This window comes from Staphylococcus sp. GDY8P47P, assembly GCF_016892225.1.
Lineage (GTDB): Bacteria > Bacillota > Bacilli > Staphylococcales > Staphylococcaceae > Staphylococcus > Staphylococcus borealis.
In genome coordinates, this window is sequence record NZ_JAFENV010000005.1 from 66,270 (window position 1) to 89,656 (window position 23,387).

The 23,387-nt window shown below is 33.7% G+C and carries 19 protein-coding genes; 2 read left to right on the forward strand and 17 right to left on the reverse strand.

All coding sequences use genetic code 11. The annotated features are described in order from the left end of the window. Positions 1-174: 174 nt before the first annotated feature. The 12 genes from codY to ylqF all read right to left on the reverse strand — a co-directional run bounded on the left by codY (position 175) and on the right by ylqF (position 14,085). On the reverse strand, positions 175-948 hold the full coding sequence (gene codY / locus JVV30_RS00355) for a GTP-sensing pleiotropic transcriptional regulator CodY (RefSeq protein ID WP_070855523.1): 774 nt from the start codon (positions 946-948) through the stop codon (positions 175-177). Positions 949-969: 21 nt separating this feature from the next. Continuing rightward, complete coding sequence (gene hslU, locus JVV30_RS00360; protein WP_204192910.1) at positions 970-2,373, reverse strand: ATP-dependent protease ATPase subunit HslU; 1,404 nt, start codon at positions 2,371-2,373, stop codon at positions 970-972. 57 nt (positions 2,374-2,430) lie between these two features. Next, positions 2,431-2,976, reverse strand: coding sequence for an ATP-dependent protease subunit HslV (gene hslV / locus JVV30_RS00365; RefSeq protein WP_204192912.1), 546 nt, complete (start codon positions 2,974-2,976; stop codon positions 2,431-2,433). Then, positions 2,977-3,840, reverse strand: coding sequence for a tyrosine recombinase XerC (gene xerC, locus JVV30_RS00370; RefSeq protein WP_239469276.1), 864 nt, complete (start codon positions 3,838-3,840; stop codon positions 2,977-2,979). Between the two features lie 174 nt (positions 3,841-4,014). Next, a complete protein-coding gene (gene trmFO, locus JVV30_RS00375; RefSeq protein ID WP_053029285.1) occupies positions 4,015-5,322 on the reverse strand; it encodes an FADH(2)-oxidizing methylenetetrahydrofolate--tRNA-(uracil(54)-C(5))-methyltransferase TrmFO in 1,308 nt (435 codons plus the stop codon). A 24-nt stretch (positions 5,323-5,346) separates the two neighbouring features. Continuing rightward, on the reverse strand, positions 5,347-7,416 hold the full coding sequence (gene topA / locus JVV30_RS00380; protein ID WP_070855518.1) for a type I DNA topoisomerase: 2,070 nt from the start codon (positions 7,414-7,416) through the stop codon (positions 5,347-5,349). A 179-nt stretch (positions 7,417-7,595) separates the two neighbouring features. Next, complete coding sequence (gene dprA / locus JVV30_RS00385; protein WP_070855516.1) at positions 7,596-8,459, reverse strand: DNA-processing protein DprA; 864 nt, start codon at positions 8,457-8,459, stop codon at positions 7,596-7,598. Positions 8,460-8,721: 262 nt separating this feature from the next. Then, positions 8,722-9,951: an aminoacyltransferase gene (locus tag JVV30_RS00390; protein WP_053029280.1), complete on the reverse strand. Its 1,230-nt coding sequence runs from the start codon at positions 9,949-9,951 to the stop codon at positions 8,722-8,724. A 293-nt stretch (positions 9,952-10,244) separates the two neighbouring features. Then, positions 10,245-11,150 carry a succinate--CoA ligase subunit alpha gene (gene sucD, locus JVV30_RS00395; RefSeq protein ID WP_053029278.1) on the reverse strand — a complete coding sequence of 302 codons (906 nt, stop codon included), beginning with the start codon at positions 11,148-11,150 and terminating at the stop codon, positions 10,245-10,247. 21 nt (positions 11,151-11,171) lie between these two features. Next, positions 11,172-12,338 (reverse strand): ADP-forming succinate--CoA ligase subunit beta, encoded by a 1,167-nt coding sequence (sucC, locus tag JVV30_RS00400; protein WP_053029276.1) that lies wholly within the window; start codon positions 12,336-12,338, stop codon positions 11,172-11,174. Positions 12,339-12,449: 111 nt separating this feature from the next. Further along, a complete protein-coding gene (locus JVV30_RS00405) occupies positions 12,450-13,217 on the reverse strand; it encodes a ribonuclease HII (protein ID WP_070855515.1) in 768 nt (255 codons plus the stop codon). Further along, entirely contained in the window at positions 13,198-14,085 is an 888-nt protein-coding gene (gene ylqF, locus JVV30_RS00410; protein ID WP_053029272.1) for a ribosome biogenesis GTPase YlqF, read from the reverse strand. The genes JVV30_RS00405 and ylqF overlap by 20 nt, the downstream gene beginning before the upstream one ends. Before the next feature lie 235 nt (positions 14,086-14,320). Between ylqF and JVV30_RS00415 the strand changes: the two genes are divergently transcribed. Together JVV30_RS00415 and JVV30_RS00420 are read left to right on the forward strand one after the other, a co-directional pair. After that, positions 14,321-16,915 (forward strand): YfhO family protein, encoded by a 2,595-nt coding sequence (locus JVV30_RS00415; protein ID WP_070855514.1) that lies wholly within the window; start codon positions 14,321-14,323, stop codon positions 16,913-16,915. A gap of 1 nt (position 16,916) precedes the next feature. Beyond that, a complete protein-coding gene (locus tag JVV30_RS00420) occupies positions 16,917-19,526 on the forward strand; it encodes a YfhO family protein (protein ID WP_204192914.1) in 2,610 nt (869 codons plus the stop codon). A 160-nt stretch (positions 19,527-19,686) separates the two neighbouring features. Here the strand turns inward: JVV30_RS00420 and rplS are convergent, their stop codons facing one another. The 5 genes from rplS to ffh all read right to left on the reverse strand — a co-directional run bounded on the left by rplS (position 19,687) and on the right by ffh (position 23,385). Next, entirely contained in the window at positions 19,687-20,037 is a 351-nt protein-coding gene (gene rplS / locus JVV30_RS00425; RefSeq protein ID WP_002448843.1) for a 50S ribosomal protein L19, read from the reverse strand. A gap of 107 nt (positions 20,038-20,144) precedes the next feature. Then, positions 20,145-20,879, reverse strand: a complete 735-nt coding sequence (trmD, locus tag JVV30_RS00430) for a tRNA (guanosine(37)-N1)-methyltransferase TrmD (protein ID WP_070855511.1) — start codon at positions 20,877-20,879, stop codon at positions 20,145-20,147. Then, positions 20,879-21,382 (reverse strand): ribosome maturation factor RimM, encoded by a 504-nt coding sequence (gene rimM, locus JVV30_RS00435; RefSeq protein WP_070855509.1) that lies wholly within the window; start codon positions 21,380-21,382, stop codon positions 20,879-20,881. The genes trmD and rimM overlap by 1 nt, the downstream gene beginning before the upstream one ends. Before the next feature lie 119 nt (positions 21,383-21,501). Further along, positions 21,502-21,777 carry a 30S ribosomal protein S16 gene (gene rpsP / locus JVV30_RS00440; protein ID WP_011275962.1) on the reverse strand — a complete coding sequence of 92 codons (276 nt, stop codon included), beginning with the start codon at positions 21,775-21,777 and terminating at the stop codon, positions 21,502-21,504. Between the two features lie 237 nt (positions 21,778-22,014). Further along, on the reverse strand, positions 22,015-23,385 hold the full coding sequence (gene ffh, locus JVV30_RS00445) for a signal recognition particle protein (RefSeq protein WP_204192915.1): 1,371 nt from the start codon (positions 23,383-23,385) through the stop codon (positions 22,015-22,017). Positions 23,386-23,387: the final 2 nt, after the last annotated feature.

The following is a 23,387-nucleotide window of genomic DNA, read 5'->3' on the forward strand; positions in this document are numbered from 1 at the left end:
TATAGCCGACAATAATAATATCATACTTTTAATTGCCGTGCAACGTTAATTTATTGATTACGTCAATACGTAACTCTTTCGATATTTCGAGCAATTAAAAAACTGCTGCAGATACATGTTTTAGCCTCGCAGCAGTTAAACTTCAATTTATTAGAATAATTATGCTAATACTAATTATTTATTACGTTCTAATTCTTCAAGAAATTTTTCTTTTTTAACTTTAATAAAGGTACCTTTCATCCCTAAGGATCGTGATTCGATTACACCAGCACTTTCAAGTTTACGTAATGCGTTAACGATAACTGAACGTGTGATACCTACTCTATCTGCTACTTTAGAAGCAATAAGTAAGCCTTCATTACCACCTAATTCTTCAAAGATATGCTCAATAGCTTCTTTTTCTGAATAAGATAATGAATTAATAGCCATTGTAATAGCTGCTTTATCACGCGCTTCTTTTTCAACTTCATTATGCTTCTCACGTAAAATTTCCATTCCAATTACTGTAGCAGCATATTCACCTAATACTAAATCATTTTCGTTAAAGTCATCTTTAACACGACCAAGTACTAATGTACCTAATCTTTCTCCCCCACCAAGAATAGGAAATACAGTCGTACGACTGTCGTTAAATAATTCTTTGTCTTCTGGAGGGAATACTGTTAATTCATTATTAATATCAATATTTGATTCAGTTTGTCTAACATCCATTAATAGTTCAATATACTCACTAGGAATATGTTTACTTTCTAACATGTCATTGATTCTTTGACTCTTTAAAAGTTCATTCAAACTTGAACCTAAAATTTTACCTCTACGTGAAACAATAAATACGTTCGTTACAGTAACGCTACTAATTGTTTGAGCAACGTCCTTAAAGTCAACGGCAATACCCTTATGTTTTTGTAATAGTGTATTTAATTCTCTAGTTTTAGATAATAAGCTCATAAAATTTCTCCTTTATTTATATTATAAAATAAATGCACTTAAATCTTTATTTGTTGAAATAGATTTCAACTTATCATCAACATATTGTGGTGTTATATCTACTACAGCATTTGGCATGCTAGGTGCCTCAAATGATAAATCTTCAAGCATTTTTTCTAGGATTGTGTGTAAACGACGCGCACCAATGTTATCAGTGTCTTGGTTTACTTGATAAGCCATTTCAGCCAATCTTGTAATCGCTTCCTCGGTAAAGTTCACAGTGACCTCTTCAGTTTGGAGTAGTGCCTCATATTGCTTAATAAGTGATAGTTTAGGTTCTGTTAATATTCTGTAGAAATCATCCACAGTTAAGCTTTCTAATTCTACTCTAATCGGGAAACGACCTTGCAATTCAGGTATTAAATCGCTAGGTTTAGATACATGGAATGCCCCCGCACCAATAAATAGCATATGTTCAGTATTTACAGTACCATACTTAGTTTGAATCATGCTACCTTCTAAGATTGGCAAGATATCTCGTTGAACACCTTGTCTTGAAACATCTTGACCACTATTAGCATTATTCGTTGCTACTTTGTCAATTTCATCAATGAAGATAATACCCATTTGTTCTGCCAACTCTAATGCTTCTTGATTCGCCGTCTCTTGGTCTATTAACTCATCCGCGAAATCATCAGCTAAAATCTTACGCGCTGTTTTAACAGGCACTTCACGTTCAACCTTACGTTTAGGCATGAGTTGATTCATCATATCTTGCATTTGCTGATTTTGATTAGTACCTAGCATTCCAAGCGCACCTGGATCTTGTTCAACTTTAATTCTAACTTTCTCTTCTTCAAGTTTACCATCTAATAATTGTTTTTTGATTTCTGAACGATTCGTTTTAATTTCTTCAGTTGGTGTTTCTTCTTCCTCATCATCATTATTACCAAAGTTTGGAATTGCGCCACCAAATAATGACTCTAATGGATTGTTATTATTTGATGCTTTTTTCTTCATACTTGGCACTAATAATTTAACTAATTTTTCATTTGCTTTATTAAGCGCTTCATCTTTGACCAAGTCTTTCTTTTGATCTTTAACAAGTCTTACTGCCACATCCACTAAATCACGAACCATACTCTCAACATCTCGTCCAACGTAACCTACTTCAGTAAACTTAGTGGCCTCCACTTTGATAAATGGGGCGCCAACAACCTTAGCCATACGTCTAGCTATTTCCGTTTTACCAACACCAGTTGGACCAATCATTAAAATATTCTTAGGCGCGATTTCTTGTTTAGTTTCTTCGTCAAGCAAACTTCTTCTATAACGATTTCTTAACGCAATGGCAACTTTACGTTTAGCATCATCTTGCCCAACTATATATTCATTTAATTTAGATACGATATCTTTAGGTGTTAATTTTATACCATTTGCATCCATATCTTTTACCTCCAACCTAATATACGTCCATTTATATTCATTTCCATTTGTTTAACGTTAAAGTGTTTCCACTATAATATTATCATTAGTGAACACACAAATGTCAGATGCAACTTTCAAACTTTCATAAGCCATTTCTTTTGCTGATAAATGACTAGCATGGCGTTTCAACGCTCTTCCAGCACTTAATGCGTAGTTTCCACCTGAACCAATTGCAATTAAATCATCATCTGGCGCAATCACTTCTCCAGTTCCGCTCACCACTAATATTGCATCTTTGTCCATTACAATTAACATTGCTTCTAATTGACGCAGTTGTTTATCCCCACGCCATTCTTGTGCTAGCTCAACAGCTGCACGTTCTAAGTTACCACTAAATTGTTGTAACTTTGTTTCGAATTTCTCGAACAATGTGAAAGCATCTGCAACACTTCCAGCAAATCCAGCAAGCACTTTCCCTTCGTATAATCTACGAACCTTACGTGCTGTTTGTTTCATAATGACTTGCTCACCAAGTGTCACTTGTCCATCACCAGCCATTGCCGCTTCACCATTGTATCTAACAGCATAAATCGTTGTTGCATGTAATGATGTTTTACTCATTTATTTACTCTCCTTTTTCGCTCGAGGATGTGCATTTAAATACACTTTACGTAATTGTTGATTAGATACATGTGTATATCGTCCACTGGTTGATAGATTTACATGTCCTAATAAAGATTGTACCGTTCTCAAATCCGCTCCTTGATTGAGTAAGTGTGTTGCAAACGTATGTCTAAGTTTATGGGGATGAATTTCTGTCACTCCTGCTGTACGTTTTACAACATCATTTAATACATACCTAACGCCCCTTTCAGTTATAGGTGCGCCATTCATATTAACTAACAAATATGAATGTTTGGCATGTTGTATCGGTTTGAATTCACTTAAATATTGTTCAATACTTTGGCGACAAAATTCTCCAAACGGAACAAATCGCTCTTTGTTTCCCTTTCCTAGTACCTTTACACCAGGTAAAGACATATCAATATCTTTAAGTTGTATATTTACTAGTTCTGAAACACGTATACCAGTTGCATACAATAATTCTAAAATAACTCGATCACGTAATCCCTTTTTAGAATCTTGAGCTACAGTTTTAAATAAAGCCTCCATCTCTTCTTCATAAAAAAACTGTGGTAAATAGTTTTCCTTCTTAGGATGAACCAGTTGAACAAAAGGATTGATGATTGTCTCATCTTGTGTCATCCAAAACTCATAGAAAGTTCTTAACGTTGAAATCTTCCTTGATACAGTAGTACGTTTCAAATTTTGCGAATATAAATAACTTAAATAATTTCGAGCATCTTTATATTCAAAATTTTTTATGCTTAATAACTCTTGATCTAAAAAACGATTAAATTGTACTAAATCATCATGATATGATTTTAAAGTATGGTCGGAGAAATTCCTTTCAACTTTGAGCATATTTAAGAATGTAACTTGGATTTCTTCCACTTAAAAATCCCCTCCATCATATGCATTGTAGCATATAACATGAAAGGGACTAAAACAATTAGCTATAGAATTCAAAATCTTTTGAGAATTCTTTAAAACTTTGAATTGACATATTTTCTATCAATTATAAAGTTTATATTATTTTTAAAGTGTTTTCTTATAATTTTCTAAATATTCGAGTGCTCTATTTGCTTGTGCCTCGTAACGTTCTTTTTTATCTTTGATACGTTTTTCAAGTGATGGGAGTAAACCAAAATTAGCATTCATAGGTTGGAAATTCTTTTCATTTTTGGCATGAGAGATGTAATATGCCATACTACCTATCATTGTTTCTCTTGGGAATATTACTTCACCTTTATCTAATATTTTATGAGCTAGATTGATGCCAGCAACAAGGCCACTTGCTGCACTCTCAACATAGCCTTCAACACCTGTCATTTGACCTGCAAATTGAATTCGATCTTCTTTAATCAATTCATACTTTTCATTCAACACGTCAGGAGAGTTAATAAAAGTATTTCGATGCATGACACCATATCGAACGATATCTACATTTTCTAAACCAGGGATAAGGCGAATGACTTCTTTTTGAGCACCCCATTTTAAGTGTGTTTGGAAACCAACAATATTATATAGCGTGCCTGCAGCATCATCTTGTCTTAATTGAACAACAGCAAATGGACGTTTGCCTGTTTTTGGGTCTTCAAGTCCCACTGGTTTCATGGGTCCAAATAATAATGTTTTACGTCCACGTTCAGCCATTACTTCAAAAGGCATACATCCTTCAAAGTATTTTTCTTTTTCGAATTCATTTGTTGGTGCAACCTCTGCTTCAAGTACTGCATCATAAAAGCGATTGAATTCTTCTTCGGTCATTGGACAATTCAGATAAGCTGCTTCACCTTTATCATAACGTGATTTCAAATACACTTTATCCATATCTATGGATTCTTTTTCTATTATTGGAGCGGCAGCATCATAAAAATAAAGTTGATCTTTACCAGTTATGTCTACGATTTCTTTAGCTAAATTTTCAGTAGTTAATGGGCCCGTAGCAATAATCGTATACCCTTCAGGAATACTATTTATTTCTTCATTAATTACTGTAACGTTTGGATGATTTCTTAAAGTTTCAGTAATGTAACCAGAAAAATCATGTCGATCAACTGCTAATGCACCACCGGCAGGCACTCTCGCTTTATCAGCAGCAGAAATAATTAACGAGTCTAATCGTCTCATTTCTTCTTTTAGTACACCTACACCATTTGTTAAAGCATTACCACGAAGTGAGTTAGAACATACTAGTTCTGCAAATTTATCAGTATGATGCGCTGGTGTTTGTTTAACAGGACGCATTTCAATCAAATTAACCTTGATTCCTCGTTGAGCTAATTGGTAAGCAGCTTCTGAACCAGCTAAGCCTGCGCCAACAATATTTACAGTTTGACTCATGGTTTTCCTCCTTTTAATTTCTATCTATTTTTGAACTTCTTCTTTGTAATCACAGTTAGAACATATAACTTGTGAGCTACGTCCTTTTTTATGTTCCATTAAGTAATGATTACACTTAGGACAATCACGGCCAACAGGTTTATCCCAAGAAATAAAATCACATTCGGGATAATTTGAGCAACCATAGAATAATCTATTTTTCTTAGATTTTCTTTCAACAACATCTCCATCTTTACATTTAGGACATGTAACACCAATCGTTTTAATAATCGCTTTCGTATTTCTACAATCTGGGAAGTTTGAACATGCCATGAATTTACCATAGCGTCCCATTTTAATTACCATAGGCGAACCACAAACTTCGCAATCTTCACCGGCTGGTTCATCTTTAATTTCAACTTTTTCCATTTCTTCCTCAGCACGTTCAACGTCTAATTTGAAACTTCCATAAAAGTTATCAATTACTTTTCTCCACCCGATATCTCCTTCAGCAATTTTATCCAATAATGTTTCCATATTAACCGTAAATTCCACATCAATAATTTCAGGGAAATAGTCCTTTACTTGTTCGTAAACGATTTCACCTAATTCTGTAGGAATAAATCGTTTGCTTTCAAGTTTGACGTAATTACGTTTTTGGATTGTATCAATAGTAGGTGCGTAAGTTGATGGTCTACCGATTTTTAGTTCTTCTAATGTTTTGACTAAACGTGCTTCTGTATATCGTGGCGGTGGTTGTGTGAAGTGTTGTGCTGGCTCAATTTGCGTCGCAGTTACTTCATCACCTTTACTTAAATTTGGTAATTTGTTTTCTTTTTCATTATCTTTATCGTCTTTGGCCTCAACATAAAGTGTCATGAAACCTTTAAATTTAATTGTTTGACCGTTCGCTCTAAATTTAATGTTATTTTGAGTAACATCTAAAGCAACCGTGTCTAGGATTGCTGGTGCCATTTGACTTGCCACAAAACGTTCCCAAATCAATTTATATAAACGATGCTGATCTCTCGTTAAGTACGATTTCATTTCATCAGGTGTGCGTAAAGTACTCGTTGGACGAATTGCCTCATGGGCATCTTGGTCACCTTGTTTACCTTTCGCTGTTCGATTAGAAATATAATCTTTACCATACTTATCTTCAATATATTTTTTTGCTTCGTCTTTTGCTGTTTGTGAAATACGAGTAGAGTCCGTTCGCATATATGTGATTAATCCAACTGTGCCTTGTCGTTTTAGATCAATACCTTCATATAATTGTTGCGCAAGCATCATTGTTTTTCGCGCTTTAAAGTTCAACTTACGCGCGGCTTCTTGTTGTAATGTTGATGTTGTAAACGGATTAGCAGGATTTCTAGTTTTTTCCTTTTTATTCACATTTGTTATTTCAAATTTATCGCTGTCTAGTTCAGTTGTGATTTTTTCAACATCTTTTTTAGTTTTTAACTTAAATGGTTTGTTTTTATAATGAAGAAACTTAGCAGTAAATTTTGATTTTTTATATCTAAATTCACCTTCTATAGACCAATATTCTTCAGGCTTAAAGTTACGAATCTCGTTTTCTCTATCGATAACTAATCTTAAAGCAACAGATTGAACACGTCCTGCTGAAAGTCCTTTTTTCACTTTCTTCCATAAAACTGGTGAAATGTTATAACCAACTAATCTATCTAAAATACGGCGTGCCTGTTGTGCATCTACTAAATTCATTTCAATGCCACGAGGGTGTTTGAAACTTTCTTTTACAGCATCTTTTGTAATTTCATTAAATACTACTCTGTTTTCTTTTGTATCATCAAGTTCTAAAATTTTTGATAAATGCCAAGCAATCGCTTCACCTTCACGGTCAGGGTCACTCGCAAGAAAGACATTTTTAGCTTTCTTAGCGTATTTTTTTAAATCTTTTACTACTGGTCCTTTACCGCGAATTGTAATATATTTCGGTTCAAAATTATCTTCTACATCGACACCCATTTGACTTCTTGGTAAATCTCTAACGTGTCCCATAGAAGCTATCACTTTATACTTTTTACCTAAATATTTTTCAATGGTTTTAGCTTTTGCAGGCGACTCAACTATGACTAAATTATCTGCCAAAGTGAATTCCCCCTTGCTATTTCAATTACTAAAGATAAATGATAAACGGTCAATTTTGATTTTGTCAATATTTAAATTCTATTTAAGTGTTTTTTAAACTTATTTTAATAATATTTTTAGCTATATATTAGAAATAAATGTACATTATTTATACAATAAAACGGCTATATTTATGTATGTTAATAATCACAAGTGATATCATCTGCTTTAGTAACAATCATCGCTCCTTCTTGTGCACGTCTCAAATTCCCTTTCGTTAATGGGTTGAAAAGTGAGCCTGGCAGTACGTATACATTTCTATTTTGTTCTAGTGCACAATCAATAGTAATTTGACTACCACTCTTAACCCGAGCTTCAGTAATTAATACACCTTTAGAAAGACCACTTATCAATCGATTGCGTTGCGGAAAGTAATAGCGTCTGATACGTTCAAAGGGTGGATATTCACTTATGACTAATCCTTTTTCTTCAATTATATTGCGTAATTCTTGAGTTTCTTTGGGATAATGATGTAAATGGCCATAACCTAAGATAGCTATAGTTGGAAGATGGTATTTCAACGCGAATTGATGCGCCATACTATCGGCACCTTTCGCCAAACCAGAAATGATTGTTAAAGGAATATGCGTAAATTGTGGAAATAAGTATTGAATTGCTTTAGCAGAATACTGTGTTGCGCTTCTTGAGCCTACAACGCCTAATGTATTTAACGATGTTAGCAAGTTAATCTTACCGCGGTAAAATAATACAAATGGATAATCGTAAATTTCTTTTAATAGTTTAGGATAGTTCCCATGAAATATTGTTATAAAATTTATATTATATTGGTTAAGAAATGATAGAATATCTTTCTCGTCTAGATCATAGAATTTATTGTAACAATGGCCCTGGTGATATAAAGTGTCCCAGATTTTAATTGTGCCAATTTGGTCATTATTAGAGTAGCTAAAAAAGTCAGGATACAATCTTAATAAATGATGAAGATGTTGTGTCGTATATCCCGCCCATATCAATTTCAAAAGTATCATATCGTTGTTAATCATGAAGTCGTCTCCTTTGATAACATTATAGAATAAATATGTCTTGGTGCACATTTCAATTACAATACAATTTAGCACAAATATTCATTAACACTTAATGAGTAATTTCTACATTGAATTATGTAAACTATCCAATATAGATTAAAACAAATAAAATAATCTGAAACTTAAAAGTCTCAGATTATTTTGAAGTTATCATGTTACATGTGTCCGCAGACGAAAGGTTCAAGTTGACGTTAATTTAGTTGTTCCCAATTAGTTTTACTCATTTTCGGTATAGCTTGTATAAAAATTTATTGACTGGCTTAATAAAATCCCCTACGTATTCCTCAATAAAGGCATTAAACCCTTTTTTAAACTGTTGCACACCATAATCTTCTGCTTCATTGCCAAAGTCACCAGTAATTCCATAAAAATTGTACCGATGAATACCTAGTTGTTTCGCGTGACATATCATATCCCATTGTAATCGATATGCCCCCATAAATTCATTATATTTAGGATTTGAGCCACTTGATAAATAATACATTTCATGCGCATTATGAATAAATAATGCCGCTGCTAAATCTAATAATGTACCATCTGTAATGATTAACTGCTCAGTATTTCTAATTTTATTATGCGTGCTATCTAATTGCTGTTTAATTTGTTGATATTTCACTTTTGTCTTTTTTGAATTGACATTGACATCTAGCATTTGTTTGATTTCAGTCATCGCACATTCTAAATCATTAGCTTTGGACTTTAAGGTTCTTAAATAATGATTTAAATCAATATAAGCTAGTTTCAAACACGCATTGTCTCCATAAGTGTCTAACATCTTTCTAAAATAGGGTTCTTCTTGAAAATGGAAACCATGTTTTTCTTCAGCCATGTGAAATAATCTATAAAATCTATTCGTATCTTCAATAGACAATGTTTTAATTTGTACATTCATTTCTATTGTTTTTAAGATATTGCGTCGCGTTTGATACGACATCTCTTTTAACAATTGTTGTTCGCTTTTATCTTTTAAATTTAAAATAGAATGCCATCTAATTTGACTCATTCCTGAGTAACCAGTAGTAAATCCTTGATGTTGATAACCAAGTCGATTCATTACTTCAAACCAGTTATCGTTATTAATGTGTTCAATTATGTCGCCATCAGCAGTTCTAACATTCTCAACTATATATGGATCAACCTGTATAAAAATGCCTCTTCGACGACGTACATATTGTGTTAATTTTTTAAAGAAAAATTCAACTAATGACAAATTAGAATAATCCATGACTGGCCCACGATGTGTATAAAAATATTTGAATGCCTTTAACACTCGAGCATCTGTCAATAAACATGCTGCAATAACAGTGTTATTTTCCTTCACTCCGACAAGGTGAGCACCTAAATGTCGTTCCTTACGATAAATATATAAATCTTTTACCTGTGTATAATGTGAAAAATGATGATCTACGAATGTATTAAATTCTTCTATGCTAAGCTTTGTAAAAATCATATTTAAAACCCACTTCCAATCATTTATGATGGCCCTAATATAAGATACGTCTTCAGTGCAAATCATAAATTCAAAGCGGTCTTATTATTGAATGTTGTCGTTTCATGTTGTTCTCCCCTATCATTCATACACTATAAATATAATATCACTATTAAATAAAAAATAAATATATTTCTCGAAAATTTATTATAAAAAGAGACGTATTTTAAAACAAAATAACTCCGTTCAAAGTATTTAGAAGTTATAATACTTTGGACGGAGTATAGTGGATCATTTATTGATTTACAATCTCATTATTTAATTGTTAATAATTCTTCATAGATACCAGCGTCTTTAGCTGCTTCGATTAATGTTGTACCGATTTCAGAAGGTGTATCAGCAGTTTTTACACCACAATCATTTAATGTTTTAATCTTTTCGGCTGCTGTACCTTTACCACCAGAGATGATTGCACCAGCGTGACCCATACGTTTGCCTGGAGGCGCTGTTTGACCGCCAATAAATCCAACAACTGGTTTATTCATATTAGCTTTAATCCATTCAGCAGCTTCTTCTTCCGCTGTACCACCGATTTCACCAATCATTACTACAGCTTTCGTATCTTCATCTTCATTAAATGCTTTAAGCACGTCGATAAAGTTTGTACCGTTGACTGGGTCGCCACCAATACCTACAGCTGTAGTTTGACCAATACCTTCTTCAGTCAATTGATGAACTGCTTCATATGTTAATGTACCAGAACGAGATACAACACCAACGTGACCTTTTTTATGAATATAGCCTGGCATAATACCAATTTTACATTCATCAGCAGTAATAACACCTGGACAGTTAGGTCCTACTAAACGTGTTTTTCTACCTTCTAAATAACGTTTAACTTTGACCATGTCTACAACAGGAATATGTTCAGTGATGCAAATTACCATATCTAAATCTGCATCCGCAGCTTCTAAAATAGAGTCCGCAGCAAATGGCGCTGGAACATAAACTACAGATACATTAGCACCTGTTTCTTCTTTAGCTTCAGCAACAGTGTTATAAACAGGCACGCCTTCAACAACTTGTCCACCTTTACCTGGTGTTACCCCTGCGACAATTTGTGTGCCATAATCAAGCATTTGTTTTGTATGGAAAAGGGCAGTAGACCCTGTAATACCTTGTACCATTACTTTAGTATTCTTATCTATAAATACACTCATCTTAGTGTTCCCATCCTTTCCTTACGCTTCTTTAACAAGCTTAACAATTTTTTGTGCACCTTCAGCCATTGTAGCTGCTGGTTCAATTGCTAAACCTGATTCATTTAAGATTTCTTTACCGCGTTCTACATTTGTTCCTTCTAAACGGACAACTAGTGGTAAAGTTAATTCAACTTCTTTAACTGCTGCCACAATACCTTCAGCGATAACATCACATTTCATGATTCCACCGAAGATGTTTACAAAGATACCTTTAACATTGTCGTCACCTAAGATGATTTTGAATGCTTCAGTAACTTTTTCTTTTGTAGCACCGCCCCCTACGTCTAGGAAGTTAGCTGGATTTCCACCAAAATGATTAATTGTATCCATTGTAGCCATAGCTAAACCAGCACCATTAACCATACAACCAATATCTCCATCTAATGCAATGTATGATAAGTCATATTTAGATGCTTCGATTTCTTTCGGATCTTCTTCTTCTAAGTCTCGTAATTCTTGAATATCTTTATGTCTAAATAATGCGTTATCATCGAAATTAATTTTAGCATCTAACGCTAAAACGTCACCGTCTCCAGTAGTAACTAATGGGTTAATTTCAACGATTGAGCAGTCTTTTTCAATAAATACATTGTATAGAGAAATTAAGAATTTCGCTGCTTTGTTAATTGATTCTTTTGGAATATTAATATTGAAAGCAATACGACGCGCTTGATATGGTGATAATCCAACAACTGGATCGATTGTTTCTTTGAATATTTTTTCTGGTGTTTTAGCAGCAACTTCTTCAATTTCAGTACCGCCTTCTTCTGAAGCCATTAAAGTTATGCGGTCAGTTGCACGATCAATAACAAAACCTACGTAATATTCTTTTTGAATATCGCAACCTTGTTCGATGTACAAACGTTTTACTTCTTTACCTTCAGGTCCAGTTTGATGTGTGACTAATTGCTTACCTAATAATTCATTGGCATAAGTTTCAACCTCAGATAATGATTTAGCAATTTTAACTCCACCTGCTTTACCTCTACCCCCAGCGTGGATTTGTGCTTTAACCACATAAACCTCAGTGTCTAATTCTTTTGCCTTCTCCACTGCTTCTTCAGCAGTAAATGCAACTCGTCCTTCTGGAACGGCTACGCCCATAGAACGAAATATTTCTTTACCTTGATACTCGTGGATATTCATCTTCCATCCTCCTACTTCTTAGGTTAAGTTCAGTTATAATTATAGAAAATGAAAGCGCTATTGTAAACTGAAAGTATTCTACTTTTTGCAATTAATTTAAAATTCAAATAATTACGTCATAGATTTGATTGGTTCGAAGCTACGTCGATGATGAGGCGTAACGCCATAGTTATCTAAACCTTCTAAGTGTGCTTTCGTTCCATAACCAACATTTTTTTCAAATTCATAACCTGGATATTCCTCAGCAATTTCTCTCATCAAATCATCTCGATACTCTTTTGCCATTATACTCGCTGCTGCAATTGATACACTCTTAGCGTCACCTTTAATAATCGATGTTTGAGGGATTTGAGTGTCTAAAGCCATTGCATCTATGAGTAAATGATCTGGCTGATTTACCAGTTGAGTCAAAGCTCGATTCATTGCTATTTTAGTTGCATTATAAATATTGAATTCATCAATTTCTTTAGGACTTGCTATACCATAGGCGTATTCAAGTACACCCACTTTAAGTTGTGCATTAAGCACTCGTCTTTTAGTCGCCGATACTTTCTTAGAGTCATCTAAACCTAAATAGCGATGACCTTGATTTAATATAACCGCACATGCAACCACGGGCCCTGCAAGCGGACCGCGACCCACTTCGTCAATCCCACAGATTAATGCTTCGGGATGGGTAGCTAACAACGCATCCTCAAATTGATTCATTTGATAATAGTGGTCGACAATGTCTTGTTCTTTAAGCAGTTGTTTACGACGTCTTGATATAGCTTGGTGTACACCTTTACGGGTGTCTTGGTTGAATTCATGCTGCTCTAATTCATCTAATGAATGTATGTCAGCTAATATACGTTTAATTTCATTTATTGTCTGTGTCATTTTCTAATTCACACTTCATTTCTGAATATAAGTCGAAACAATATGTACCAATTTTAGCATTGCGTACATCGTTTATGATAAGTTCAATAACCGCTTCATAATCCACTTCATTTCCTCTTTGTAAAAGACCGCGTCGACGACCAATCGCATCAAACCATTCTAATATTTCGGCATCTGCAGGTACATCAATTTTATAATGTTGTTTAAATCCATCTAAATCATGATGAATTAAAAATTGTAGACCATAGATTGCAACTTCATCTAAATGTACGATGCTATCTTTAATCGCACCCGTTAGACTTAATTTCTTACCAACCGTTTCATCTTCAAATTTAGGCCATAAGATACCAGGTGTATCTAACAATTGTAGCGACTGTCCTACTTTAATCCATTGTTGTTGTTTTGTCACACCAGGTTTATTACCAGTTTGAGCAATATTCTTTCTTGCTAATTTATTAATTAATGTCGATTTACCCACGTTAGGTATCCCCACAATCATAGCTCTGATGGCCCTTGGTTTAAGACCTTTAGCTTTCTCACGCTCAAATTTTTCTTTTGTTGCAGCAATCGCCGCAGTTTCGACGCCCTTTAAATTTTTACCATGTTTTGCATCTACTGCAACAGGATAATATCCTTTATCTATAAAGAAGCTTTCCCATTTCTGCATCTCATTTAAATTAGCCATATCTTTTTTATTGAGAATAACCACACGTGGTTTCTGTTTAATTACTTCATCAATCATTGGATTACGAGAACTATATGGAATTCGTGCATCAACTAATTCAAATACAACGTCTACTTTCTTCAGTTGTTCTGTAACTTCTCTTTTAGCTTTTGCCATATGTCCTGGATACCATTGTATTGCCATTGATTGTCACCTTACTTTCTTTATATTTTACTTTAACTTGTTGATTATAATTGAAATTATAAATAAGAGCCACTGTTTAATTGGTTCACCCTTTATTTTAGCATTCATCATTTAAAACGAGAAAGTGCAATAAAAGGAATCATGGTAAAAAGCATAATTACTTTTATTCATATGAACTATCCCCTACAATTTAAATGTACTATTTAAATTTCAATCCGATTATTAGAGGTAAGTTATGAAGAAAATATTTATATATATAGGTATATTTTTTACTTTGTCACTCTTAGGACATAGCTATATTATTTACCGCTTCATTCATGACGGTATATTATTTACAGGTCCAAATGATGGTATTGAACAGATGGTACCGATTCAGATGTTTTTATTTGAAAAGTGGAGTCACGGTAACCTCTTTTATGCTTCTGATTTTGGATTAGGTGGAGACTTTTTCACTGATTTAAGTTATTACTTTTCAACGAACATCCTATTTATTATCAATGTTCTATGTATCATACTATTAAAAACGATTATACATATAAACACACAAGGCTTACTATTTTGGATGGTAAATGCACTCGTTATCTCTATAATTAAAGCTACAATTGCAATGTATTGTACCTATCTTTATAGCAAATACTTATCACGTAATACGTGGATAAGTCTTATCATGGCGTTTTTATTTGTCATGTCGCCACTATATTATCGCTTTACAGTGTATTGGCCATTCTTTAGTGATGTCTTCATTTGGTTGCCGTTACTCTTGCTCTCGATTGAACGCGTGCTTCAAAAACAGAAATTGGGTCTTTTCATTGTTACAGTCACACTGATCATGATAAATAATTTCTATTTTGCATATTACCTTTGTCTAATAGGTGCAGGTTACATACTTATTCGTATCATCTTTAGACATTCAAAAGATATTATTTCACGCGGTAAAGCGATAATATTATTTGTAATTAGTGCTATTTTAGGATTAGGTAACAGTTTATTTATGTTTTTCCATGGTGTTCAAAGCTTCCTAAACAATCGTCGTGTCCCCTTCTCTGGAACGGTGGATACCTTTGAAAAGCTGAATATTAACACAAATATCTTCTTTGATAACTATTTAATTGTGTTACTCTTCTTAACAATTCAAGCGCTATTGTGCTTTAAGCTTTATAAACATTACTACTATCGCTTATTCGCCATGTTAACACTAGTGTTTATCTTACTCAGCTTTGTGCCATTTATTGATCAGGTGTTTAATGGATTTTCCGCACCACAAAAACGCTGGCATTTTATACTTTCATTCAATTCAGCAATGTTAATTGGGTTATTCATTAAATATTTTAGAACATTAAAAATTAAAACTTACGTATTTAGTAATATTATTGCTGAACTCATCATTTTCGCCAGTGCGATTACGTATCATAAATTTGTAGCTTGGCTTATCCTTGTGCCAATCGTTTCAATTATAGGTTTACTTATTTTAATTTTAAAAGACAGACATTACCGTATTAATTTAAGTTATATTTTTGGAATATCTATTCTCTTACTTAATATAATGGTTTCTTTCGTCTTTATTAAAAATCAAATTTATTTTAAAGATCATGAAGAACGTGCGAATACGTTTTATATTAACTCAAGTTTATATAGTTCAGATTTACAACGTTCTTTAGTCAATATAATGAATAACAGTAAACGGGAAGATGAACGTATTGATTGGCGTGTAAATGAACAGGATAATACACCGATGTATCAACACTTTAAGGGATTGAGTTTGTATTCTAGCATCTTCCATCATCATATTCTGGATTACTATTATGATGCCCTTAAAATCAATCTTGCCGAAGAGTCGTTAAGTCGCTATCAATCAACGAATGGTCGACAAAATATCGCAAGCCTTTTCTCGGTACGCTATATGATGTTGAAAGATTACCAAGGCAATTTGCCTGCTTATTTTAAAAAAATTAAAACAAGTGGACAATACACTATATATGAAAATTCACTTAACTTACCAAGCGTAAAAGTAACAAATAACATCTATGATTCTAAATCTTTAAACACAGCTATCGATCGAGAACATGCAATGTTGAACGGTGTCGTAATGGATAATAAAGGTACGTCTTATAAATCATCGTCGCCAAATTTATTATCGAAAGTCGATATGCAACATCAGAATATTAAACTTAATGGTAAACATCGCTATAAAGTTACCGGTGAACAAGGTGGCACAATAAAACTACATTTACCGAAACATTTACGTGATAAATACGATGACTTTTATTTAACTATGAAGATTAAGCGAGGCAATCCTGATAGTAATTACACAGTTGCGATTAATAATTATGCAAATCATCGCTTGTTTAACAACTCTACTTATCGTACAGGGGTAGATACGCAACTTTATCGAGCGCAATCAGATAAAAATGGTGATATTACGATAACCCTTTCACCTGATGGCGAATTTTATATCGAATTACAACAATTAAATGGCGAGAATTATGATACGCTTAAAAAGGCACATAGGGATGCTCATTTTAGTGCTGGTTATAAGGATATTAAAAATGGTGTTCAAGTCAATCTCAATCATCATGATGGTGGTATTGCTGCCATTAATATTCCTTACCGTAAAGGTATGCATGCGTACGTAGATGGTGCACCTGCCAAAGTTCAGAAAGTTAATTATATGATGACTGGTGTTTCAGTCAATAAAAATGCTAAGCAGATTGTCATCAAATATCAACCACCTTACTGGAATACTATGATTATCACATCACTCATAAGCATGCTTTTAAGTGCTATATTTATTAAAAATTATAATTTAAAAAAACGAAAGATGAGGAAGTAAATTGATTAAAAAAATATGGTCGAAACCTTTATGGAGATTTGGTTTTATTTTTATCATAGCTAATGTCGTAACACTAACGATTTATTATCCATTTATACGTGATTATCTTAAAGATGGTGTAGTGTTTAGTGGATCTGGCGATGGCTTTAGACAAATGATGCCATTTCAATTATATTTATATGAACATTACACACACTTAAAAGGATTTTACGATCACTCATTTGGACTGGGTGGGGATTATGTAAAAGGTTTAGCATACTATTATTCCCTATCCCCCATCATGTGGGTCAATTTTATTTTTGTATGGATTGGCGAGCAATTATTTCATTGGCAACCGCACAATATCCGCTTTTGGCCAACAAACCAACTCATTGTAGCTTATGTCCGTACGATAATCACTTTTATTTGTGCATTTTATTATTTTAGATATTTAAGATTAAAATCTGTACCTCTATTAATAGCAACACTACTATATGGTGCATCAACAGTCGTATTATATTACAATTTCACATGGTCATTTTATGGTGACCTATTAATTGTATTACCATTATCTTTATGGGGAATGGAACGCTTTTTCCAACGTAAGAAGATTGGTTTGTTTATTTTTGCAGTAGCGATTACACTCTTTTCAAATTTCTATTTTACTTATTATCAAGCCATTGTGTTAGGTATTTATTTCATTTTGCGAGTTGTGTTTCAATATCGCTATGATATCGTATCACGCTGGCAGAAATGTTACTTATTAATTATTGGTGCTATGTTTGCGCTTTTATCAAGTATATTAGGATTTTACACTGGTGTATCATCATTCTTAACTAATGATCGTCAACAAAATTCAGAATTTAATATTTCTTTGTTTACTGATTTAACAAAAAATAATTATTACATATTTTCAAATGGTTTCTATGTCACAATTTCACTTGTCGCACTCGTGGCATTGTTAACGCCTAAATTATATAAACACTACTACTATAAAGTTTTTGCGATTATAACTTGGTTCTTACTTATTGGTTCATTATCACAATACTTTGATAGTGCTTTTAACGGATTCTCTTTACCGCAACGTCGCTGGGTTTATTTCTTAGTGTTATCTACAAGTGGACTTATTGCGTTATATATTCATCACTTATCTGAAATAACAATGAAACAGTATTTAGTTGCTGCTATACCTGTATTTATTGCAGGATTGTGCCGATACATCATTGCCGATGATTTTGTGGATTGGATGCCTATAGCATTATTTATCATCATTGTATTAGGTTTATTCATTTATCGTAAATCTCTACTTAAGCAACCAATAATCATGTTATCGTTGATTGTGCTCTTTTTCGGCCAGCAAATTGTAATGACACATGATTCAAGACAAAGAACAATAGATCCATATGCAACGACAATCCATACTTTAAATGATCCATCATACTTTGATGACACAATTGCCAAAAAAATCGATACGATCAAACAGCATCAAAATGACCCATTTCACCGTATCGATTATATGTCAGCATACGCACTAAATTCACCATTTATTTATCACTATAATGGTATATCGCTATATTCTAGCATTTTTGATGGCGATATATTGAAATATTATGATAAATTAATGCAAATCAATATGCCTGTGGATAAAAATAGCACGTATCGCTTTTTAGGAAATCGTGCGAACTTAGCTGCGCTATGGAATGTTCAAGATCGTTTACGTCATCCTGAAGATCAAAATATGCCTTACGGATTTAAAAAGAAAGATACCATTTTGAATGGTAAAGATACGCTCATTCACTCCGAAAATACGATTGACTACCCAGCAGCTCATGTGACGAATCGAATTTATAATTCTAATGACTTAAAGTCACCATTAGATCGTGAGCAAGCAATGTTAAAAGGCATCGTCTTAAATGGTCAGCCAGAGAAAGCGAATACTTCATTTAAATCAAATCAAAACTTGTTAGACAAAGCGAACATGTCGACAAATGATTCAACATGGCACAATCACAACCATCTTACTGTGCAAAAGGATAATGGTGGTGTTACGTTATCTTTACCTAAATCAGTCGCTAATCAATATAAAGATATGTATGTGGAAATGGATGTCGAATTGCTGTCGCCTGACAAAGCGCATTCAGTCGGTGTTAACGAATATTCACAAAGCCGAAATAATCTAAGTTATAAATATCGACGTTTTGTCACTCCTGTTACAATGCGCGTAAAAGCATCTAATAAACTTAATATTCAACTATCGAAAGGTAATTATCGTTTATCTGTTAAAGGCATCTATGGTGAAGATTACAGTACTTTACAAAAAGCGTCTAAAGACGTTACACCTGTGAAGGTTAAAAGCATGAGAAATGGTTATATTGTTCATAAACCCAAGAATGCATCAGGCTATGTTGTACTACCAACTGTATATGCAAAAGGCATGCATGCATACGTCGATGGTAAAGATGTACCTGTACAACAAGCAAATGGTATTATGACGGCAATACCGGTAAATAAAGGTGATAAGGTGATTAAAGTCTCTTATACCCCGCCGCATTTCTATCTACTTATCATTTTAAGTATCATCGGCGTTATAGGTAGCGTACTATTTAGCTTATGGGTAAAAAGAAAACAATAAACTGAAATAAACAACTACGTCTAAGGTCAGACTTCAAAATTTTAAATACAATAAATAAAAGCTTCCAATCTCAACTTGAAAAAGAAGATGATTGGAAGCTTTGTTAGTAAGACAAACGTTGTAACTAACCTTTATCTTATTCATATACTCAATTTGCTGATTAACGAATTTCTTGGATTCTAGCAGCTTTACCACGTAAACTACGTAAGTAGTATAATTTAGCACGACGTACTTTACCACGACGTTTAACTTCGATTTTTTCGATTTTTGGAGTGTGTAATGGGAATGTACGTTCCACACCTACACCTGAAGAAATTTTACGAACTGTGAAAGTTTCAGAAATTCCTCCACCACGGCGTTTGATTACAACACCTTCGAATACTTGGATACGTTCACGTGAACCCTCAACGATACGTACGTGTACACGTAAAGTGTCACCAGTACGGAATGTTGGTAAGTCTGTACGTAATTGTGATTTAGTAACTGCTTCGATTAACTTATGATTACTCATTGATATACTCTCCTTCAACCTATGTTCTTGCCTAGACATTCATATAGCAGCGGACCATAGTGATATTTAGTGTCTTTTCACACTTGATATATATTAGCATAATACTACTAGTTTTTCAATTGCTTTTTATAGCTTTCTATTATTTTTTTATCTTCTTCTGTTAGAGGATAATGATCAAGTAAGTCCGGTCGCTTATTAAACGTCCGAATTAATTTTTGTTCATGTCGCCATTGTTCGATATTTGCATGATTACCTGACAACAATACATCTGGAACAGTCATATCCTCAAATACTCTAGGGCGTGTATATTGTGGAAACTCTAGAAGTCCATCTGAAAAAGAATCATCTTGGTGCGACTGTTGATTACCTAATACGCCAGGAATTAATCGTACAATTGCATCTGTCATCGTCATGGCAGGCAATTCGCCTCCAGTTAACACATAATCTCCCATTGAAATTTCATCTGTCACAAGATGTTCTCTGATACGTTCATCATAACCTTCATAATGTCCGCAAATAAATACAATATGTTCTGCTTCACTTAGCTCTTGTGCAATACTTTGAGAGAATGGTCTACCTTGAGGACACATTAAAATCACACGCGTCTCTTCAGTGCGTTGCAAGTCTTTCATAGCATTGAAAACCGGCTCTGGCTTTAATACCATACCTTGCCCACCACCAAATGGATAATCATCTACTTGATTATGTTTATTGATAGCGTAATCTCTGAAATTAATTGTATTTACACTAATAATTTCTTTATCTTGTGCTCGTTTTAAAATGGAGTAATTGAGTACGCCATCAAACATCTCTGGAAATAAAGTTAAATAGTCAATTTTCATTAGTCTAACAACCCTTCCATAGGTGTTATGTGGATTGTTTTATTTTCAATGTCAATGGCCTTAACAACATCAGCTATATAAGGAATTAGGTATTCTTTATCACCTTTAACGACCCAAACATCATTTGCGCCAGTTTCAAAAATATTGATGACTCGCCCAATAGGCGTCTCTTCATCATCAAACACGGTGCATCCTATAATATCTGAATAGTAAAACTCATTCTCTGCTAATTCAATATCTTCGTGATCGCGTTCTTGATATAAGAAGTCACCTTTATACTGTTCAACTTCATTAATGTTATTAATGTCTTTAAATTTAAGCATATGAAATCCTTTGTGTACACGATACGATGTGACAGTTAATTGAATTTCATTGTTATTATGTTTTACGGTTAATACTTCACCAGGTTGAAAACGCGTTTCTGTAAAGTCAGAATTCGATTTGACTTTGACTTCACCTTTAATACCGTGAGTGTTTACAATTTGACCCACTTCAACTTGCATAGTCGCACCTCTCTTAATACATTAATTTATTTCTTTCATATTAACATGAATATTTCAGTATTGAAAAAGGCGCCACGTAATGGCGCCTTAAGAAACTTTATATTAAAGTTTAAGCTAAATTATTTAGCGTGTTTTTGTTCATCAAAAGTTTTTAAAATACCTTGTTTAGATAAGATATTATGAACTGTATCAGTTGGTTTAGCACCGTCTTTTAACCATTTTAATGCTAATTCTTCGTCAATTTTAACTTCTGGAGCATTAACACTAGCTGGGTTGTAAGTACCGATTTGTTCGATAATACGACCATCACGTGGTGAACGTGCGTCTGCAACTACGATACGATAGAATGGATTTCTTTTTGAACCTAAACGAGTTAAACGAATTTTAACTGCCATATATAAAACTCTCCTTTAAATCTTTTACTTTTTATTTTCTACAAGAAATAATATTAACAGTAACTTGATTATTTGTAAAGACTTTTTTCTTTACCTAAAGCCCCACTTCTAAATTTATTTAGTTAGTGGGACTTACGCACTAACTTTAGCTATGGTGTTCCTTTATCTGGGTTTATGAAATAAACCGACATAAAAATATCGAGCGCTTATCAAAAAGCGTCCGATATTTTTAAATCATTAAAATGGTAAGTTCATGCCTTTTAACATATTTTCCATTTGACTTCGTTTACCTTTTTTACCTTTACGACCAACACCACTAAATTGTTTCATCATTTTCTTCATATCATTAAATTGCTTCATTAAGCGATTCACTTCTTGTAATGAACGACCTGAACCTTTAGCAATACGTTTTTTTCTAGAAACATTTAAGACTGCTGGATTTTCTCTTTCACTTGGTGTCATAGACTGGATAATCGCCTTAATATGGTCAATTTGTTTTTCATCCATATTAAGCTTATCCATGCCTTTCATTTTGTTCATTCCAGGAATCATTTTCATAATATCATCCAGTGGGCCAAGGTTTTTAACTTGATCCAATTGTTCAAGAAAATCATCCAATGTAAATGTTGAATTACGCATTTTTTGTTCTAAGTCTTTAGCTTTTTCTTGGTCAACATCTTGTTGTGCCTTTTCGATAAGACTTAGTACATCGCCCATACCAAGTATACGAGAAGCCATTCGCTCTGGGTGGAAGAGTTCAAGTCCATCCATCTTCTCACTCATACCAACAAACTTAATTGGCTTTTGTGTTACTGAACGAATTGATAACGCTGCACCACCACGCGTATCGCCATCTAATTTAGTCAATGTAACGGCAGTCACATCTAATTGATCATCGAATGATTGTGCAACATTAACTGCGTCTTGACCAGTCATTGCATCCACAACCAACATAATTTCATTTGGTTTAGAAATTTCTTTAACTTCTTGTAATTCATTCATCAATGCTTCATCAATATGCAAACGACCTGCTGTATCAATGATTACAAAATCTAAATGTTCTTCTTTAGCGTGCTTTAATGCGTTTTCCACGATTTGTTGTGGTTTGACTTGATCACCTTCACTATACACAGGAACATCAAGTTGTTTACCTACAGTTTGTAATTGATTAATTGCAGCTGGACGATAAATATCTGCAGCTACTAACATAGGTTTTTTATTGTATTTTTTACGCATTAATAATGCTAATTTACCGGCAGTAGTCGTTTTACCTGCACCTTGTAAACCAACCATCATCACAACAGTTGGTGGCTTGTTCGCCATTTTAATCGTTGCGTTTTCGCCACCCATTAATTGTGTTAATTCGTCTTGTACAATTTTAATGACTTGTTGACCAGGTGTTAATGATTGCATTACATCTGATCCTAAGGCACGTTCTGACACAGTTTTCACAAATTCTTTAACTACTTTAAAGTTTACATCGGCTTCTAATAATGCTAATCGTACTTCTCTCATCATAGCTTTAATATCAGCTTCTGTGACTTTACCCTTACCACGCATTCTTTGCATCGTAGCTTGTAAGCGATCGGATAATCCTTCAAATGCCATAC

What these genes read in the sequence shown, in the direction of transcription:
- dprA (WP_070855516.1), bottom strand. Translation starts at nt 8,459, where the DNA reads ATGATTAACAACGATATGATACTTTTGAAATTGATATGGGCGGGATAT.
- trmD (WP_070855511.1), bottom strand. Translation starts at nt 20,879, where the DNA reads ATGAAAATTGACTATTTAACTTTATTTCCAGAGATGTTTGATGGCGTA.
- hslU (WP_204192910.1), bottom strand. Translation starts at nt 2,373, where the DNA reads ATGGATGCAAATGGTATAAAATTAACACCTAAAGATATCGTATCTAAA.
- rimM (WP_070855509.1), bottom strand. Translation starts at nt 21,382, where the DNA reads ATGCAAGTTGAAGTGGGTCAAATTGTAAACACTCACGGTATTAAAGGT.
- JVV30_RS00415 (WP_070855514.1), top strand. Translation starts at nt 14,321, where the DNA reads ATGAAGAAAATATTTATATATATAGGTATATTTTTTACTTTGTCACTC.
- rplS (WP_002448843.1), bottom strand. Translation starts at nt 20,037, where the DNA reads ATGAGTAATCATAAGTTAATCGAAGCAGTTACTAAATCACAATTACGT.
- JVV30_RS00405 (WP_070855515.1), bottom strand. Translation starts at nt 13,217, where the DNA reads ATGACACAGACAATAAATGAAATTAAACGTATATTAGCTGACATACAT.
- ylqF (WP_053029272.1), bottom strand. Translation starts at nt 14,085, where the DNA reads ATGGCAATACAATGGTATCCAGGACATATGGCAAAAGCTAAAAGAGAA.
- sucD (WP_053029278.1), bottom strand. Translation starts at nt 11,150, where the DNA reads ATGAGTGTATTTATAGATAAGAATACTAAAGTAATGGTACAAGGTATT.
- sucC (WP_053029276.1), bottom strand. Translation starts at nt 12,338, where the DNA reads ATGAATATCCACGAGTATCAAGGTAAAGAAATATTTCGTTCTATGGGC.
- JVV30_RS00390 (WP_053029280.1), bottom strand. Translation starts at nt 9,951, where the DNA reads ATGATTTTTACAAAGCTTAGCATAGAAGAATTTAATACATTCGTAGAT.
- codY (WP_070855523.1), bottom strand. Translation starts at nt 948, where the DNA reads ATGAGCTTATTATCTAAAACTAGAGAATTAAATACACTATTACAAAAA.
- rpsP (WP_011275962.1), bottom strand. Translation starts at nt 21,777, where the DNA reads ATGGCAGTTAAAATTCGTTTAACTCGTTTAGGTTCAAAAAGAAATCCA.
- xerC (WP_239469276.1), bottom strand. Translation starts at nt 3,840, where the DNA reads ATGCTCAAAGTTGAAAGGAATTTCTCCGACCATACTTTAAAATCATAT.
- ffh (WP_204192915.1), bottom strand. Translation starts at nt 23,385, where the DNA reads ATGGCATTTGAAGGATTATCCGATCGCTTACAAGCTACGATGCAAAGA.
- hslV (WP_204192912.1), bottom strand. Translation starts at nt 2,976, where the DNA reads ATGAGTAAAACATCATTACATGCAACAACGATTTATGCTGTTAGATAC.
- trmFO (WP_053029285.1), bottom strand. Translation starts at nt 5,322, where the DNA reads ATGAGTCAAACTGTAAATATTGTTGGCGCAGGCTTAGCTGGTTCAGAA.